Genomic DNA, 15,050 nt, shown 5'->3' on the forward strand with positions numbered 1-15,050 from the left:
GCCGGCCCGACCATGAGCGCCGCCTACCCGTTCGTTCCCGCGCTGCGCGAGCCGGAAGGCTCGCCGATCCGCGAGCTGTTCAAGTACCTGTCGGACCCGGAGATGATCTCCTTCGCCGGCGGCTACCCGTCGGCCGCGCTGTTCGATGCCGACGGCATTGGCGCGGCGTCCGCGCAGGTGCTGCGCGAGCGGCCCGCCGAATGCCTGCAGTACGGCGCCACCGAAGGCGCACCCGTGCTGCGCGACGCCCTGGTGGCGCTGATGGCGGGGCGAGGTGCCGCCGTGACGCGGGACCAGCTGCTGGTCACCAGTGGCTCGCAGCAGGGCTTTGATTTCCTGGTGCGCGCGCTGGTCGAGCCGGGCAGCGTGGTGCTGGTCGAGGAGCCGACCTATTCGGCGACGCTGCAGGCGCTGCGTCTGGCGGGCGCCGACGTGCGCGGGGTGCCGTCCGACCAGCACGGCATGGACGTCGACGCGCTCGCGGCCATGCTGGCAGACGGCGCGGTGCGTCCGCGGCTGATCTACACCGTGCCGACCTTCGCCAACCCGACCGGCGCCACGCTGTCGCCCGAGCGCCGGCTGCGGCTGCTGGAACTGGCGGCGCGGCACCAGGTGGTGCTGGTCGAAGACGATCCCTATGGCGCGCTGAGCTTCGACGGCGCCGCACCGCCGTCGCTGCTGGCGCTGAGCGACCAGGTGCCCGATGCCCGTCCGTGGCTGGTGCACCTGGCCAGCTTGTCGAAGACGCTGGCGCCGGGCCTGCGCATCGGCTGGATGGTGGCCGCGCCGGAAATCATCCGGCGCGCGGTGATTGCCAAGCAGGTGTCGGATCTGTGCACGCCGCCGTGGATCCAGCTGGCGGTCGCGCAATACCTGGCCGACGGCCGCCTGCCCAAGCAGGTGGAGCGCGAGATCGCGTTCTACCGCGACAAGCGCGACCGGCTGGCCCAGGCGCTGTGGCAGGCCTTCGGCGAGCGCATCCGCTTTGCCTTGCCCGCAGGCGGCATGTTCCTGTGGGCAGGGCTGGAAGGCGTCGACGATGCGGCCGCGCTGCTGCCGCATGCGATCGCGGAGAAGGTGTTGTTCGTGCCCGGCGCCGGCTTCTACGCGCAGCGCCGCGCACGGCCCGCGTTCCGGCTGTCGTTCGCCGGCGCGGCGCCGGAGCAGATCGCCGAAGGCGTGGCGCGGCTGAACAGGGCGGCGGCACGCCTGGACGCGGCCGGCTGACGCGATAGCGGGTGCGCCAGTCCGCGGTTCATTCGTCCTCCGCCGGCAGCATCCGGCCGCGCCGCGGCATTTCGGAGTCCAGCACCAGGCGGCCATGGACGCGACCGTTCATGCGCGTGACGTAATGCGTGCACTCTTCCATATGCGCCGACATCAGCGCGCGCACCGTCTCGGCGTCGCGCTGGCGTGCCGCCTCGACGATGCGCTTGTGGAACTTGACGTTGGCCGCGCCGAACTTCTCGTGCTCGCACGCCGGGGTGTCGTTGCCGAACACCACCAGCTGGCGGATCATCTCGTTGATCAGCTCGCATGAGAACCTCAGCATCGGGTTGGGGTTGGCCGCGGCCAGGATGTCGTGGAAGGTCAGGTCTTCCTGGCGCTGGTCCAGCAGCGGCGTCGCGGCCGCGGCCGAGGCCGGGTCGCACAGGTCGATGGTGCGTTCCAGCGCGCGGAAATCGTCATCGGTCAGATGCGGCACCGCGCCGGCGGCCAGTTCCGGCTCCAGCAGCCGGCGCACGGTGTAGATGTCGGCAATGCCGACGTCCTTGAAGAACAGGTAGTTCTGCATCAGCTGGAAGGTGCGGTCCAGCGGCACTTCGACGATCGTGCCGCCGCCCGCCGGTCCGGTGCTGACCCGGATCAGGCCCTGCACCTCCAGCGACTTCAGTGCCTCGCGGATGGTGCTCTTGCTGACGGAGAACATCTGCTGCAGCTTGACCTCGTGCGGCAGCTTGTCGCCCGGGCGCAGGTTGCGCTGCGTAATCAGCCGCTTGAGCTCTTCCGCCACCAGGTCCGCGCGCTTCTGCTTGCGGATCTCGATGGCCCCGGTCTTGCCCTCCCGAAACATCGCCATTGCTCTTTCCTTGTCATGCGCCGTAAGCCATGGAGGCCTGGGCGCTTGCATTCTAGCCAAGCGCGCCGGCGCAGGGCCGCGGCTTGCCCCAGCCGCGTGCATGCTGCCCGATTCGCTGGCATTGCCGGGTTCAGCGCGTACCTTTCTGTCCCCCCGCCGCCTCATGCGCGGCGCACGTGGCGCCATGCGCCGAGGGTGCGTAAACCCTGACCTTTCCTTTGTTGACAACGATTCCGGCCGACTCCTAAGATGATTCTATTCTATTTATACGTATAAATAGAATAAACAGGTTCGATTCTTGCTCGGGCAGTGTCGGCGCCGGGCGAAAGTCACCAGCATGTCGGGGAGACGGTGCAGCGCCAGGCCATGGCGTGGCCAGACTTTCGCCCCGTGCAGCCCGATCCCCACATAACGAGGAGTGAGCCTTGAATCGTCGTGACCTGCTGAAACTGGCGGCGCTGTCCGCCGTCCCCACCTCCCTGATCCATGGCCGCAGCGCTCTTGCCGCGGGCGAGGCGCTGGAATTCGGCTGCCCGGTGCCGATGTCGGGCGCCTTCGCCGCCAACGGCAAGTTCGCCGACCTCGGCATGCGGCTCGCCATCGACCAGTACGGGCAGGTGCTGGGCCGGCCGCTGCGCTATAGCGTGCTCGACACCGAAGGCAAGCCCGCCACCGCGGTGCGGAAGGTGCAGGAGCTGGCGCAGCAGAAGGCGGCGCGCTATTTCGCCGGCGGCATCCTGTCGTCCGAATCGCTGGCGATGGGCAAGGAGGCAGAAAAGTTCGGCGGCGTTTTCGTGACCACCGCGGGGGCCGACGAGATCACCGGCAAGGACTGCAACCGCGCCACCTTCCGCTGGTCGGTGCCGACCTTCGGCGCGATCGAGCGCACCGTGCGGCCGCTGATCGAAGCGATGCCCAAGGCCAAGCGCTGGTACACCATCACGCCGCAATACGTGTTCGGCGACGGGCTGCTGTCGGCAGCCAAGGCGATCTTCAAGGAGAAGGGCATCGAGCACGTCGGCAACAGCTACCACGCCCTGACCGAGAAGGAATTCAGCGGCTACCTGACCAATGCGCTGGCCGCCAAGCCGGACGTGCTGCTGATCCTGAACTTCGGCTCGCAGTCCGCCGACACGCTGCGCCAGGCGGTCAGCTTCGGCATGAAGAAGAACACCACCATCCTGCTGGCCTGGGCCTCGGGGCTGGAGCAGTTCGAGTCGCTGGGCGCGGACCTGTGCGAGGGCGTTTATTTCGGCGCGCAGTACTGGCACGGCGTCGATACGCCGCTGAACCGCGACCTGGTCAAGCGCACGCAGGCCAAGTTCAAGGCCAATCCCAACTACAGCCTGGCCGGCTCGTACATCTGCACCAAGATCATGGTCGACGGCATGATCAAGGCCGGCAGCGCCGATCCGAAGGCCGTGGTGGCCGCGCTCGAAGGCATGAAGTACGAGGGCCTGACCGGGCCGGAGGAAATCCGCGCCGCCGACCACCAGGTGCTGAAGAACTACTACCTGCTCAAGGGCAAGGCCAAGTCGCGCATGAAGGACAAGGACGATTACGCCGAAATCGTCAGCGTCGGCAAGGCCTTCCTGCCGGTCGAGCAGACCCAGTGCAAGATGGCCTGATGCCCTGACGCCGCGGGGCCATCGCCCCGCGAAGCACACACTGAAGCACCCCTGAGCACCATGCCGCGCGGCTGCGCGAGCATGGCGGCTTCCTACATCCGTACGACTCATGAACGTCTATCTGTTGCAGGTGATCAACGGCGTCGGCATCGGCATGCTCTACTTCCTGCTGGCGGTAGGGCTGTCGATCGTGTTCGGCCTGTTGCGCTTCGTCAATTTCGCGCATGGCGCCTTCTATGCGCTGGGTGCCTACCTCTGCTTCCAGGCGCTGCAGTTCGGCATGAACTTCTGGGTGGCGCTGGTATTCGCGCCGATCATCATCGGCGCGCTGGCGTGGCTGACCGAGAAGGTCATGCTGCGCCATGTCTATGCGCAGCCGCACGAGTTCCACATCCTGGTCACGGTGGGCCTGGCGTTGGCCATCCAGGAGCTCATCATCGTCGGCTGGGGGCCGCTCGGCGTCGACGTGCCGCCGCCGGATGCGCTGCAGGGCGTGGTGATGTGGGGCGACTTCATCTATCCCAAGTACCGGCTGTTCGTGATCGGCTTTACCGGCCTGCTGGCGATCGGGCTGTGGTGGCTGCTGGAAGGCACGCGCCTGGGCAGCGCGGTGCGCGCGGGCAGCGAATCCACCGAGATGGTGTCGCTGCTCGGCATCAATGTGTTCCGGCTGTTCAGCCTGATGTTTGCGCTCGGCGCCGCCACCGCGGCGATCGCCGGCGTGCTGGCCGCGCCGATCCGCGGCGCCGAGCCCTTCATGGGTGTCGAGGCGCTGGGCGTGGCCTTTATCGTGGTGGTGGTCGGCGGCATGGGCAGCTTCACCGGGGCGCTGGTGGGCGGCCTGCTGGTCGGCGTGGTGCAGAGCCTGATGAGCACGCTGTGGCCCGAAGGCGCGCGGCTGATGATCTATGTCGCCATGGCCGCGGTGCTGCTGCTGCGTCCGCATGGCTTGCTGGGGAGGGGATGATGGCTATGCAAAGACAATGGCTGTTGCGCTACCGCTTCTGGTGGCTGGCACTTGGCGTCACGCTGCTGCTGCCGCTGACGATGCGCTCCGGCACGCTCGCCACCGAAGTGCTGATCTACGCGATGGCCGCGATGGCGTGCAATCTGCTGCTGGGCTACACCGGCCTGCTGTCGTTCGGCCAGGGCATCTTCTTCGGGCTGGGCAGCTATGCGGTGGGGCTGGCGCTGACCCGCGCCAGCCTGCCGATGCCGCTGGCGCTGCTGCTGGCGATCGCGATCGGCGCGGCCGCGGCGGCGCTGGTCGGCTGGTTCGCCATCCGGCAGCGCGGCACCTACTTCGTGATGCTGACGCTGGCGTTCGCGCAGATGTTCTACTTCCTCGCCTATACCGCGCCCGGCATCACCGGCGGCGACAACGGGCTGCTGGACATCCCGCGTCCGCCCTTGTCCATCGCCGGAAATGCGCTGGTGCCGCTGGCATCGCCGTGGCAGTTCTATGGTTTCGTCGCGGTGCTGTTCCTGGCGGTCTTCCTTGCGGTGCTGCGCGTGACCGAGTCGGTGCTGGGGCGCACGCTGCTGGCGATCCGCGACAACGAAGAGCGCGCGCTGGCGGTCGGCTACAACGTCAAGACGTTCAAGCTGCTGGCGTTCATGGTCTCCGGCGCGGTCACCGGGCTGGCCGGCGCGCTGCACGCCATGCTGACCGGCATCGCGCCGCTGACCAATATCGATTACCACGCCAGCGAGATGATCCTGGTGATGACCGTGATCGGCGGCACCGGCAATATCTTTGCCTCGGTGCTGGGCGCCGCCTTCTATGTGCTGCTGGCGGACTGGCTGTCGACGCTGTGGCCGCGCTGGCTGATGCTGCTCGGCTTCCTGCTGATCGCGGTCAGCCTGTTCATGCAGCGCGGGCTGTGGGGGCTGGGCGCCACGCTATGGGATCGCCTGCGCGGCGTGCGCCGCGCCCCCGTCACGCAGGAGGAACGCGCATGAGCACCGCCACTACACCGATTCTTGAAGCCACCGGCATCGTCAAGCAGTACGGCAAGTTCATGGCGCTGGGCGGGGTCGACCTGCGCGTGATGCCGGGCACGATCCATTCGGTGATCGGACCCAACGGCGCCGGCAAGACCACGCTGTTCCACATGCTGACCGGAACCAAGGAAGTCAGCGCCGGCCGCATCGTCTTCGACGGCAAGGACGTCACGGCCGAAGCCGACTACCAGCGCGTGCAACGCGGCATCGCGCGCTCGTTCCAGGTCACCAGCCTGTTCCCGAGCCTGCCGGTGCGGGAGAACCTGCGCCTGGCAGCGCTGGGCACGTCGCCGCGCAAGGCCATGAGCGGATGGCGCCTGCCGGTGGGCGAACTCGCCTGCGGCGAGGTGGTCGACCAGGTGCTGGAACGGCTGGAGCTGGCGCGCGTCGCCGACAGCGCGGCGGGCGCGCTGTCGCACGGCCAGCAGCGTCGGCTGGAAGTCGGCATGGCGCTGGCGGCGCGGCCACGCGCGATCTTCCTGGACGAGCCGACCTCGGGCATGGGCGTCGACGACCTCGGCGCGATGAAGCGGCTGATCCGCGGGCTGGCGCAGGACCACACCGTCGTGCTGATCGAACACAACATGGACATCGTCATGGATATCTCGGACACCGTCACGGTGATGCAGCAAGGCAAGGTGCTGATGGAAGGGCCGCCCGCGGCCGTGCGCGGCGACCCGCGCGTGCGCGCCGCGTATCTGGGCAACATGATTACCGGAGGCAAGGGATGATGCTCGACGTACAGGAGATCCATGGCTACTACGGCAAGAGCCATGTGCTGCAGGGCGTATCGCTGGCGGTCGGCGAAGGCGAGCTGGTCACGCTGCTGGGACGTAACGGCGCCGGCAAGTCGACTACGCTCAAGGCCATCGCCGGCGTGGTCCAGCCTAAAGGCGGGCGCGTGATCTTTCGCGGCAAGGAGGTTGCCGGCCTGGCGCCGCACCGGATTGCCGCCGAGGGCCTGTGCCTGGTGCCCGAGCACCGCGGCATCTTCAAGCTGCTGACGGTGGAGGAGAACCTCAAGCTGGCCGCGCGCCGCGATTCGCCGTGGCAGTTGCAGGACATCTACCGCATCTTCCCGCGCCTGCGCGAGCGGCGCGGCAACGGCGGCGCGCAGCTGTCCGGCGGCGAACAGCAGATGCTCGCGATCGGGCGCGCCATGATGAACCATCCGCGCCTGCTGATGCTCGACGAGCCGGTCGAAGGGCTGGCGCCGGTGATCGTGGAAGAGATCGTGGCGCAGCTCAAGGTCATCAAGGCCGCCGGCGTACCGATCCTGCTGGTCGAGCAGAACCTCGAGGTCTGCACGCAGCTGGCCGACCGCCACGTGATCATCGAGCAGGGCCGGGTGGTCTACACCGGCAGCAACGATGCCTTCCGCGCCGACGAGGCGGTCAAGGACCGCTATCTCGGCGTCGGCCTGGCGGCCTGAACCATGGATGACGGCGGCCGCGATGCCGGCCGACCGGGACGAGGAATGACATGACGACATTGCAAGCTGCACGCACGGCAGCGGTGGCGGCGGCCGGCGCCGGCGCGCGCGCCGACCTGCGCATCGACGGCCAGCGCCTGTGGGACACCCTGATGCGCCTGGCCACCATCGGCGCTACGCCCAAGGGCGGCGTATGCCGGCTGGCGCTGACCGAGCTGGACCGCCAGGGCCGCGACTTCTTCGTTGCCGAGGCCAAAGCCGCCGGCTGCACGGTCCGCGTCGATGCCATCGGCAATATCTTTGCGCGGCGCGCCGGGCGCGACGATGCCCTGCCGCCGGTGATGACCGGCAGCCATATCGACACCCAGCCGACCGGCGGCAAGTTCGACGGCAACTACGGCGTGTTCGCCGGCATCGAAGTGCTGCGCACGCTGGCCGACGCCGGCATCGTCACCGATGCCCCGCTCGAGGTCGCGGTGTGGACCAACGAGGAAGGCTCGCGCTTCGTGCCGGTGATGATGGGCTCGGGCGCGTTCATCGGCGAGTTCGCGCTGGCGGACATGCTGCAGCAGCGCGACCGCGACGGCATCAGCGTCGGGCAGGCGCTGCAGGCCATCGGCTATGCCGGACCCGAGCCGGTCGGCGCGCGCCCGGTCGGCGCCTACTTTGAAGCGCACATCGAGCAGGGACCGGTGCTGGAGGCCAACGACACCACCATCGGCGTCGTCACCGGCGCGCTCGGCCAGCGCTGGTACGACGTGGTTTTGACCGGCATGGAAGCGCATGCGGGTCCCACGCCGATGGCGCTGCGCAAGGATGCACTGCTGGCGGCGTCCGAGCTGGTCGGCATGGTCAACCGCATCGCACTCGATCATCCGCCGCATGGCCGCGGCACAGTCGGTTGCCTGGGTGTGCATCCCGATTCGCGCAACGTCATCCCAGGCCAGGTGACGATGACGGTGGACCTGCGCGCCGGCGACGACACGGTGCTGTCCGCGATGGATGCGGCGCTGCGTACGCAGGTCGCCGCGCTGAAGGCGCGCAGCGGCATCGCCATCGATCTGCGGCAGGTGGTGTACTTCCCACCGCAGCCGTTCGATGCGCGGCTGGTCGAGGCGGTGCGCGGCGGCGCGCAACGGCTCGGCCATTCCGCCATGGAGGTGATCAGCGGCGCCGGCCATGACGCGGTCTACCTGGCCCGCGTCGCCCCGGCGGCGATGATTTTCGTGCCTTGCAAGGACGGCATCAGCCACAACGAAATCGAAGACGCGCGGCCCGAGCACCTCGAGGCGGGCTGCAACGTGCTGCTGCACGCCATGCTCGATGCCGCCACGCGGCCATGACACCGGAACGGACTGCCCGATGAAGATCCTGATTGCCCGACTCAACCACGAGACCAACACCTTTTCACCGGTGCCGACGCCGCTGGCTGCGTTCGCGCCGGCCTATGGCGACGCCGCCTATCGCGCCGCCAAGGGAACCCGCACGGCCGCCGCCGCCTTCATCGACCTGGCCGAGGCCGCCGGTGCCGAGATCGTGGTGCCGGTGATCGCCGGCGCCAACCCGAGCGGACGCGTCGCCGCCGAGGCTTACACGCATCTGTGCGACACCATCATCGCCGCCGCTGACGGCTGCGATGCGGTGATGCTCGACCTGCATGGTGCGATGGTGGCGGAAAACAGCGACGATGGCGAAGGCGACCTGCTGCGCCGCCTGCGTGCCGTGCTGCCGCACGCGCCGGTCGCGGTCGCCCTGGACCTGCACGGCAACATCACGCAGGCGCTGGTCGACCATGCCGACATCGCGGTCAGCTTCAAGACCTACCCGCACGTGGACATGTACGAAACCGGCGAACACGCCGGCCGGCTGCTGCTCGACATGATCGCGGGACGCGTGCGCCCGGTGATGGCGTGGCGGCGTCCCCCGCTGATCACCCACACGCTGCGCAGCCGCACCGACGAAGGCGCGATGCAGCGCGCCGTGGCGCTGGCGCGCGAGGCCGAGCGCGACGGCATGCTGGCGGTGTCGGTGCTGGCCGGCTTCGGCCTGGCCGACATCGCCGCGCCCTGCCTGAGCGTAATCGTCGTCGGCGACGGCGACCCGGCCCGGGCCGACGAGGTGGCAAGCCGGATCGCGGCGCAGGCCTGGACCGAGCGCGACGCCTTTGGCTACCAGGCCGAGCCGCTCGCCAGCTCCATCGCGCGCGCCGCCCGGCTTGCCGACAGCGCCAACGGTGCGCATGAAGGACCGGTTCTGCTGCTCGACCATGGCGACAACTGCATGTCGGGCGGCACCTGCGACAACATGGCGGTGCTGCACGAAGCGCTGGCGCAGGGCCTGACCGGCATCGCGGTCGGACCCGTATGCGACCCGGAGGCAGTGGCAGCGCTGGCCGACGCCGGCGTTGGCGCCCGCATCACGCTGCCGGTGGGCGACAAGGTGGCGCTGCCCCAGCTGGAGGTCTATCCGCAAAGCCGGCCGCTGACCGGCACGGTCGCCGCGATCACCGACGGCGAGTACACCATCACCGGGCCGACCTACACCGGGCAACGCGTCCGCATGGGACGCACCGCCTTGCTCGACATCGGCGCGGCGCAGGTGATCGTGACCGAAACCCCGCAAGAGCACTGGGACCTGGGGATCTTCACCCATATCGGCATCGATCCGCATCGGGCCAGGTTCCTGCTGCTGAAGTCGCGCATGTATTGCCGGCCGGTGTTCGTGCCGATTGCGAAAGCGGTGGTGGAGTGCGACGGGGAGGGGGTTACCAGTTCGCGCTATGAGCGGTTTCCGTTCCGGCGGGTTGAGAGGCCGGTTTATCCGCTGGATGATGTGGCGGTCTGGGTGGGGTAGGAGCGCTTGGCGGAAACTTTCGCCAGCAATTCAATAAGGCGGCCAACCGATGGCAATACGCTGCACGATGAACGGCATGGCTGCCGCTCCAACCGCCGTGATAACACCAGCACAAGCAACCAACCTGCCGTGGCCCCGGCCCAACGCGAGTACGCCCGCGATAGCCGGCGCCAATGGCAGCAGGTAGCGTCCCACCGAGTGCAATTCGGGGTTGAGCAGAAGCGTTCCGCCTACCAGCGTGACACCAATGCCAATCAGCATGGCTGCCGCATGGCAGGACTGCCGGATGGCTTTGCAAAGTGCGGCGATGCACGAGAGGAAGAGCGACAGTCCCAGGAAGACGAGCGCCAGGTATTCACCTTCGAACAGTTTCCCGATATCGAGTATGCCCAGCCACTGGCCTGGCGGCGTGACCTGCCACGCGTTGCGTACCGTAAAGGCAGCAAGGGGAAAACCGGTTTGCATCCACTTGACAGCGATGTCGCCAACCACTCCCAGCATGGCGATTCCGGCCACGGCAAGGGATTGGATTATCTGCTTGCGCGGGCTCGAGGTGCTGTCGGACCAGATGCCGTGGATCAGCCAGACCACAGACAGCAATCCGATAAAGCGCGTTGCCGTCAGCAGTGCAACGGCCCAGGCGCCTAGCCAGTAACGCCGATAGACCAGCGAAAACACGAGCGCGCACTCGAGCAGCAGGAATAGCGACTCGGAGAAGCCTCCTACCAGAAAGAATGCGAACGGATTGAACACCAGCCACGCGGGTGCAATGAGCGCCGGTCCAGCGTCGAGGCCCGCGGCGCGGCCGATGGCGAACAGTAGCGCGAGTGCAAGCAGAAGACACACGGCATTGAATGCCAGCATCATCGACGTTACCGGTTTGCCGAGCACGGCAGCCAATGCCTTCACGGCCATGGGGTACAGGAACGGCCAGGCGACGCTTTGCTGCCTGCCGCTGTCACCGTCGTAGTGGTAGCCATGGGTTGCAATGCGGCGGTACCAGTCGGCATCCCAGCGCGAGGTGAGAACATGCTCTGCCGAGGTGCCGAAATCGTGCTTCTCGACCTCAAAGAAGCCGGCCGATGCCGAAACGAGGCGTGCCAGCGGTATCGGCCCGGCGTTGTCGCGGACTTCGAAAACCTGAAAGGAAAGCTGGCGCGGATCGCGGGCCCCCGAGCCGTCAGCGGGAACCATTGACCAGTCAGAGCGAATCGAGAGGCCGGAACTCTCGCACGCTGACACCAGCGGAATCCACTGGCGAAACAGGCCGGCGGGCCGCTCTATGACAAGTTCCAGAGCGTTGCCGCAGCGCAGGGTCCAGCGCTGATCATGCGGCGCATGACCCGTCAGTTGCAAGGCGCCGGAACCAGCCAGGAGCTCGGGCTTGAGATGAGCCGCCGGGCTTGCCCAGGCGAATGCGGTGGCTACATAGTGGCCGGTCAGCTGTTCTACGTTGGCAAGCGTCCCGACAACGAGACCGCGTCCGAGGAACCAGAAGACGACGAGCGTAACGAGGGCGACTGCCGTGGCGATATGCAGCTTGGCGGTTTTGCTTGGCACGGTATCCGCATGCCTGGCTGCGAGCTTGCCACTTGGCATGCGAAGAGGGGAGCGCAGCGGTCGAAATACCGCGGCCAGGATCTGGTACATCACCACCAACTAAATTCCACTCGCGATCCTGACCGCTGGCTGCTGCTGAGCCTCCCGGTCAATCCCAATTGTGCTGCCCATGCCCGAAACGAGCCTCCCCAGCGTTCTGGCGTCATCAGCCATGCCGGCCGGGAAATGCTCTTCGACAAAGTACAGTGGCCGATTCTTGCTCTCATTGAACATCCTGCCGAGATACTCGCCCAGCACGCCAATCCCGATCAGCTGTACCCCTGACAGGAAGAGATTCGTGACCATGAGCGACGGATAGCCCCGCACCGGATCGCCGTAGACCATGGCCTTGTAGAACACCAACGCCGCGCCGATGAACGATAATCCGGCAATCCCAAGTCCCAGATAGGTCGCGATCTTCAGCGGCGCAATCGAAAACGACGTGATCCCTTCCAGGGCAAAAGCCCAAAGCCTCACGTAATTGAACTTCGACGTGCCCGCAGACCGCGGAGCGCGCTCATAGCGCAGCGCCACCTGCGAATATCCGATCCATGAGAACAACCCTTTCATGTAGCGATGTTGCTCGCGAAGCGACCGCAGCGCCGTCACTGCGCGCCGGCTCAAGAGCCGGAAGTCCCCGGTGTCCTCCGGAATGTGAACGCGGCTAAGGGATTGAATGACCCGATAGAACAGGTATGCCGTTGCCTTCTTCAATCCGGTTTCGCCCCGTCGGCTGACGCGTTGACCATACACGACATCGTTCCCGGCTTCCCATAGCCGGAGGAAATCCGGAATCAGTTCCGGCGGATCCTGCAGGTCGGCGTCGATGACAATGACGGCATCGGCGTCCGCATAGTCCAGCCCCGCGGACAGAGCAATCTCCTTGCCGAAATTGCGGCTCAGGTTGACGATGGCAATGCGGGAATCCTGCTGCCGCAGCGCCCGCAGTATGCCGAGCGTGTGATCGTTGCTTCCGTCGTTCACGTAAATGACGGTCGCGCGCAAACGCCCGATCCCATCGAGCGTTGCTGACAACCGCGCGTGAAACTCCCGAACGACGGCTTCTTCGTTGTAGACAGGGACCACCACGGCCAGGGACCCGCTTTCAGAGTCAGTCATGCCATCTCGCTATCGTTTCTGTCAGGACGTCGGGCGTAGCGCATGCATTCCGGGTGGAAAGCGTACCGGCCGCGCCACACGTCTCCTGCATCGAGGGAGCTAGGTTAATGGCGCGTGGAGCTGAGTTTCGTGACGGGCATCACAATCCGTTAACAATTCGAGATGGCGATGCCAATCCAGTTTATTTTTTAGGCTGAGCGAGACAATCTTGCGGCGTCTGTCCCGTTAGGTGCTTGGTCGGAATGGAGGGAGCTTCATTGCCGAAAAGACGTTTAGTGATCAGTTCTTTCCGAATAGAGTCATGCCGTTGATTTGATTGAGTGCATGAGTATGGGTTGTCTGACTTTCCATGGAGAAGAAATGATATATAGGGTAAGAGCAGCGATTTCGATCGTTCTGTGTGCGGCCGGTCTCTCCATCAGCGTGGCCCCAGCCATCGCACAAGGATTCCTAGCCTGCTTACCTTGCAAAACGGCACTAAGCTGGCGTTTTTCACGATGAACGGACCGGAGGGTGTGGGGGGCGTTGGTAGCGGTCGTATTAAGCTGGCAAGATCATTCGATGGTGGCGGAACTTGGAGTTCGCCGATGCACATCACCAACACATGCGACGCCGAGTATCCCCGAGCGGTTCAGAATAGTTACGGCGCGATCATGCTGGTCTTCTCCCGTTACGATTCTGCGCCAAATAGAAATTCGACGTGCACCGACGGAGTTCGGCCAACCGGATATCCCTATACCGATCTGCATCAAATTTGGTCAAGCGATGACGGTATAACGTGGACGGGTGAATCGACTCTGTTTCACACGCCGAACGGCTCTGCATTGCATCCATACATTGCTGCTGAAACCGGATATAGACAAACACCGTGCGCCGGATGTGACTGGGCAATTCTATTTGCTATGCCAGAAAATTCTGGAAAATTCGGTGTTTATAAGATATCGTCCTCAAATCAAGGAATATCGTGGTCACCTCCGACATTGATGTCGACGTCCAATGTGGGGTGGGCCTTACAACATCGACCCTGGGTTCACAATCGGTTGCCGCGGTTATTTCCAGTACACCGACGGCTACCCAGGGCAGAGGACGATCGTGCGGCGCTATGACTGGGCATCCACCTGCTCAGTAAACTAGGCTGACACTCCTTGGCCGAAGCTGTCGAAATAGCCAAATCTGTTGCCCTGGAGAGCCGTCAGTTTGCGTTAAGGAGGTGGGGGTGCGCGAGTTGCCCGGGCTTTGGCTCAAGTGGCTCACCGCGGTCATCGGCAGCTCCGGGGCATTTCCGACGGTCGCGCCTTGGTGCGAAGTATCGCGCAGATCATCGCCCGCGTCGCCTTGCCGTTGCGATGCGCGCAGCGGCATGTAAGCGGCTCTCGCTCGATGATGCCGTCGGACGGTCCTTGGCAGCCTTGGGCCGATGCATGAACTAGGCAGGCGTTCTCACCCCCGCAGCGCCACCTCCCGCAACCATTCCGCAAAGTACCGAATCAACCCCTGCTTGGGATTATCCCCACGCCAGACGATGTAGCAGTTATGACTGGCCGGAAAGCTATCTGCCAACGGCCGCACCAACCGCCCTGCGGCGATAGCCTCGCGTGCCAGCAAGCCCCGCGTAAGCGCCAGCCCCATGCCATTGGCCGCAGCCTCGATCAGCAGCGCGCGGCAGTCGAACACGATGCCGTCTTCGGGCTCATCCAATACCACGCCAGCAGCCGCTCCCCACTGTGACCAGCGGAAGCGCGCGTGCCGCAGCCGCGGCAGGTGCGCGGCATCGGCCGCGGTCATGCCGGCATGCCGCTGGGCGAAGCCCGGGCTGCAGACCACGATGATGTCGTCGTCGAGCAGCTTCAGGCACTGGTAGCCGGTGAAGGGCGCGGGGCCGTAGCGCAGGCTGACGTCGAGGTCCGATCGGGCAAAGTCGGGGTCTTCGGTGCTGGCCGCGATGGACAGGTCCAGGCCGGGCAGCGCCTCGCGCAACTGCGGCAGCTTGGGGACCAGCCAGGCGCCGGCCAGTTCGGGGCTGACGTTGACATGCAGCGACTGGCGTTCACGCGCGCGCCGCTCGGCCGCGCCGGCCAGTGACAGCTCCACCGCGCGCAGCGCGCGATCGAGATCGTCGGCGAGTTCGCGCCCGGTGGCGGTCAGCTCCAGCTGCCGGCCGGCGCGCAGGAACAGGGTGCAGCCCAGCTGTGACTCCAGCGCACGGATATGCCGGCTGATGGCGCCATGCGTTACGCACAGCGCATCGGCGGCGCGCGTCATGCTGCCCGTGCGCGCGGTGGCGGCAAAGGCCTGGAGCACTTGCATCGAGGGGAGCCTGCGCATCATGGCTGTG

12 protein-coding genes are annotated in these 15,050 nt (G+C 66.0%); 8 read left to right on the forward strand and 4 right to left on the reverse strand.

What is annotated here, in order from left to right; all coding sequences use genetic code 11:
- Positions 1 to 12 precede the first annotated feature (12 nt).
- On the forward strand, positions 13 to 1,227 hold the full coding sequence (locus C7416_RS04795) for an aminotransferase-like domain-containing protein (RefSeq protein ID WP_111517344.1): 1,215 nt from the start codon (positions 13 to 15) through the stop codon (positions 1,225 to 1,227).
- Between the two features lie 28 nt (positions 1,228 to 1,255).
- Here the strand turns inward: C7416_RS04795 and C7416_RS04800 are convergent, their stop codons facing one another.
- A complete protein-coding gene (locus C7416_RS04800) occupies positions 1,256 to 2,080 on the reverse strand; it encodes a FadR/GntR family transcriptional regulator (RefSeq protein WP_111517345.1) in 825 nt (274 codons plus the stop codon).
- A gap of 425 nt (positions 2,081 to 2,505) precedes the next feature.
- Here C7416_RS04800 and C7416_RS04805 point away from each other — a divergent pair, with 425 nt between their 5' ends.
- The 7 genes from C7416_RS04805 to C7416_RS04835 all read left to right on the forward strand — a co-directional run bounded on the left by C7416_RS04805 (position 2,506) and on the right by C7416_RS04835 (position 9,997).
- Complete coding sequence (locus C7416_RS04805; RefSeq protein WP_111517346.1) at positions 2,506 to 3,708, forward strand: ABC transporter substrate-binding protein; 1,203 nt, start codon at positions 2,506 to 2,508, stop codon at positions 3,706 to 3,708.
- 109 nt (positions 3,709 to 3,817) lie between these two features.
- On the forward strand, positions 3,818 to 4,675 hold the full coding sequence (locus tag C7416_RS04810) for a branched-chain amino acid ABC transporter permease (protein ID WP_111517347.1): 858 nt from the start codon (positions 3,818 to 3,820) through the stop codon (positions 4,673 to 4,675).
- Positions 4,675 to 5,670 (forward strand): branched-chain amino acid ABC transporter permease, encoded by a 996-nt coding sequence (locus C7416_RS04815; protein WP_111517348.1) that lies wholly within the window; start codon positions 4,675 to 4,677, stop codon positions 5,668 to 5,670. Before C7416_RS04810 ends, C7416_RS04815 begins: the two co-directional genes overlap by 1 nt.
- Positions 5,667 to 6,443, forward strand: coding sequence for an ABC transporter ATP-binding protein (locus tag C7416_RS04820; RefSeq protein ID WP_111517349.1), 777 nt, complete (start codon positions 5,667 to 5,669; stop codon positions 6,441 to 6,443). The genes C7416_RS04815 and C7416_RS04820 overlap by 4 nt, the downstream gene beginning before the upstream one ends.
- Positions 6,440 to 7,144, forward strand: a complete 705-nt coding sequence (locus C7416_RS04825; RefSeq protein ID WP_111517350.1) for an ABC transporter ATP-binding protein — start codon at positions 6,440 to 6,442, stop codon at positions 7,142 to 7,144. Before C7416_RS04820 ends, C7416_RS04825 begins: the two co-directional genes overlap by 4 nt.
- A 50-nt stretch (positions 7,145 to 7,194) precedes the next feature.
- Positions 7,195 to 8,487 carry a Zn-dependent hydrolase gene (locus C7416_RS04830; RefSeq protein ID WP_240988287.1) on the forward strand — a complete coding sequence of 431 codons (1,293 nt, stop codon included), beginning with the start codon at positions 7,195 to 7,197 and terminating at the stop codon, positions 8,485 to 8,487.
- A 19-nt stretch (positions 8,488 to 8,506) separates the two neighbouring features.
- Positions 8,507 to 9,997, forward strand: coding sequence for a M81 family metallopeptidase (locus C7416_RS04835; RefSeq protein ID WP_111517352.1), 1,491 nt, complete (start codon positions 8,507 to 8,509; stop codon positions 9,995 to 9,997).
- 30 nt (positions 9,998 to 10,027) lie between these two features.
- Here the strand turns inward: C7416_RS04835 and C7416_RS04840 are convergent, their stop codons facing one another.
- The 3 genes from C7416_RS04840 to C7416_RS04850 all read right to left on the reverse strand — a co-directional run bounded on the left by C7416_RS04840 (position 10,028) and on the right by C7416_RS04850 (position 15,022).
- Positions 10,028 to 11,647 (reverse strand): mannosyltransferase family protein, encoded by a 1,620-nt coding sequence (locus C7416_RS04840; RefSeq protein WP_146604245.1) that lies wholly within the window; start codon positions 11,645 to 11,647, stop codon positions 10,028 to 10,030.
- A 9-nt stretch (positions 11,648 to 11,656) separates the two neighbouring features.
- Positions 11,657 to 12,715 (reverse strand): glycosyltransferase family 2 protein, encoded by a 1,059-nt coding sequence (locus tag C7416_RS04845; RefSeq protein ID WP_111517354.1) that lies wholly within the window; start codon positions 12,713 to 12,715, stop codon positions 11,657 to 11,659.
- Positions 12,716 to 14,155: 1,440 nt separating this feature from the next.
- Entirely contained in the window at positions 14,156 to 15,022 is an 867-nt protein-coding gene (locus C7416_RS04850; protein ID WP_240988286.1) for a LysR substrate-binding domain-containing protein, read from the reverse strand.
- Between the last annotated feature and the right edge of the window lie 28 nt (positions 15,023 to 15,050).

It is taken from the genome of Cupriavidus phytorum, assembly GCF_003254285.1.
GTDB lineage: Bacteria > Pseudomonadota > Gammaproteobacteria > Burkholderiales > Burkholderiaceae > Cupriavidus > Cupriavidus phytorum.

Bases quoted from the DNA above. Each gene is read 5' to 3' on its own strand.
- C7416_RS04795 (WP_111517344.1), top strand. From the start codon at position 13: ATGAGCGCCGCCTACCCGTTCGTTCCCGCGCTGCGCGAGCCGGAAGGC.
- C7416_RS04800 (WP_111517345.1), bottom strand. From the start codon at position 2,080: ATGGCGATGTTTCGGGAGGGCAAGACCGGGGCCATCGAGATCCGCAAG.
- C7416_RS04810 (WP_111517347.1), top strand. From the start codon at position 3,818: ATGAACGTCTATCTGTTGCAGGTGATCAACGGCGTCGGCATCGGCATG.
- C7416_RS04815 (WP_111517348.1), top strand. From the start codon at position 4,675: ATGGCTATGCAAAGACAATGGCTGTTGCGCTACCGCTTCTGGTGGCTG.
- C7416_RS04820 (WP_111517349.1), top strand. From the start codon at position 5,667: ATGAGCACCGCCACTACACCGATTCTTGAAGCCACCGGCATCGTCAAG.
- C7416_RS04825 (WP_111517350.1), top strand. From the start codon at position 6,440: ATGATGCTCGACGTACAGGAGATCCATGGCTACTACGGCAAGAGCCAT.
- C7416_RS04830 (WP_240988287.1), top strand. From the start codon at position 7,195: ATGACGACATTGCAAGCTGCACGCACGGCAGCGGTGGCGGCGGCCGGC.
- C7416_RS04835 (WP_111517352.1), top strand. From the start codon at position 8,507: ATGAAGATCCTGATTGCCCGACTCAACCACGAGACCAACACCTTTTCA.
- C7416_RS04840 (WP_146604245.1), bottom strand. From the start codon at position 11,647: ATGTACCAGATCCTGGCCGCGGTATTTCGACCGCTGCGCTCCCCTCTT.
- C7416_RS04845 (WP_111517354.1), bottom strand. From the start codon at position 12,715: ATGACTGACTCTGAAAGCGGGTCCCTGGCCGTGGTGGTCCCTGTCTAC.
- C7416_RS04850 (WP_240988286.1), bottom strand. From the start codon at position 15,022: ATGCAAGTGCTCCAGGCCTTTGCCGCCACCGCGCGCACGGGCAGCATG.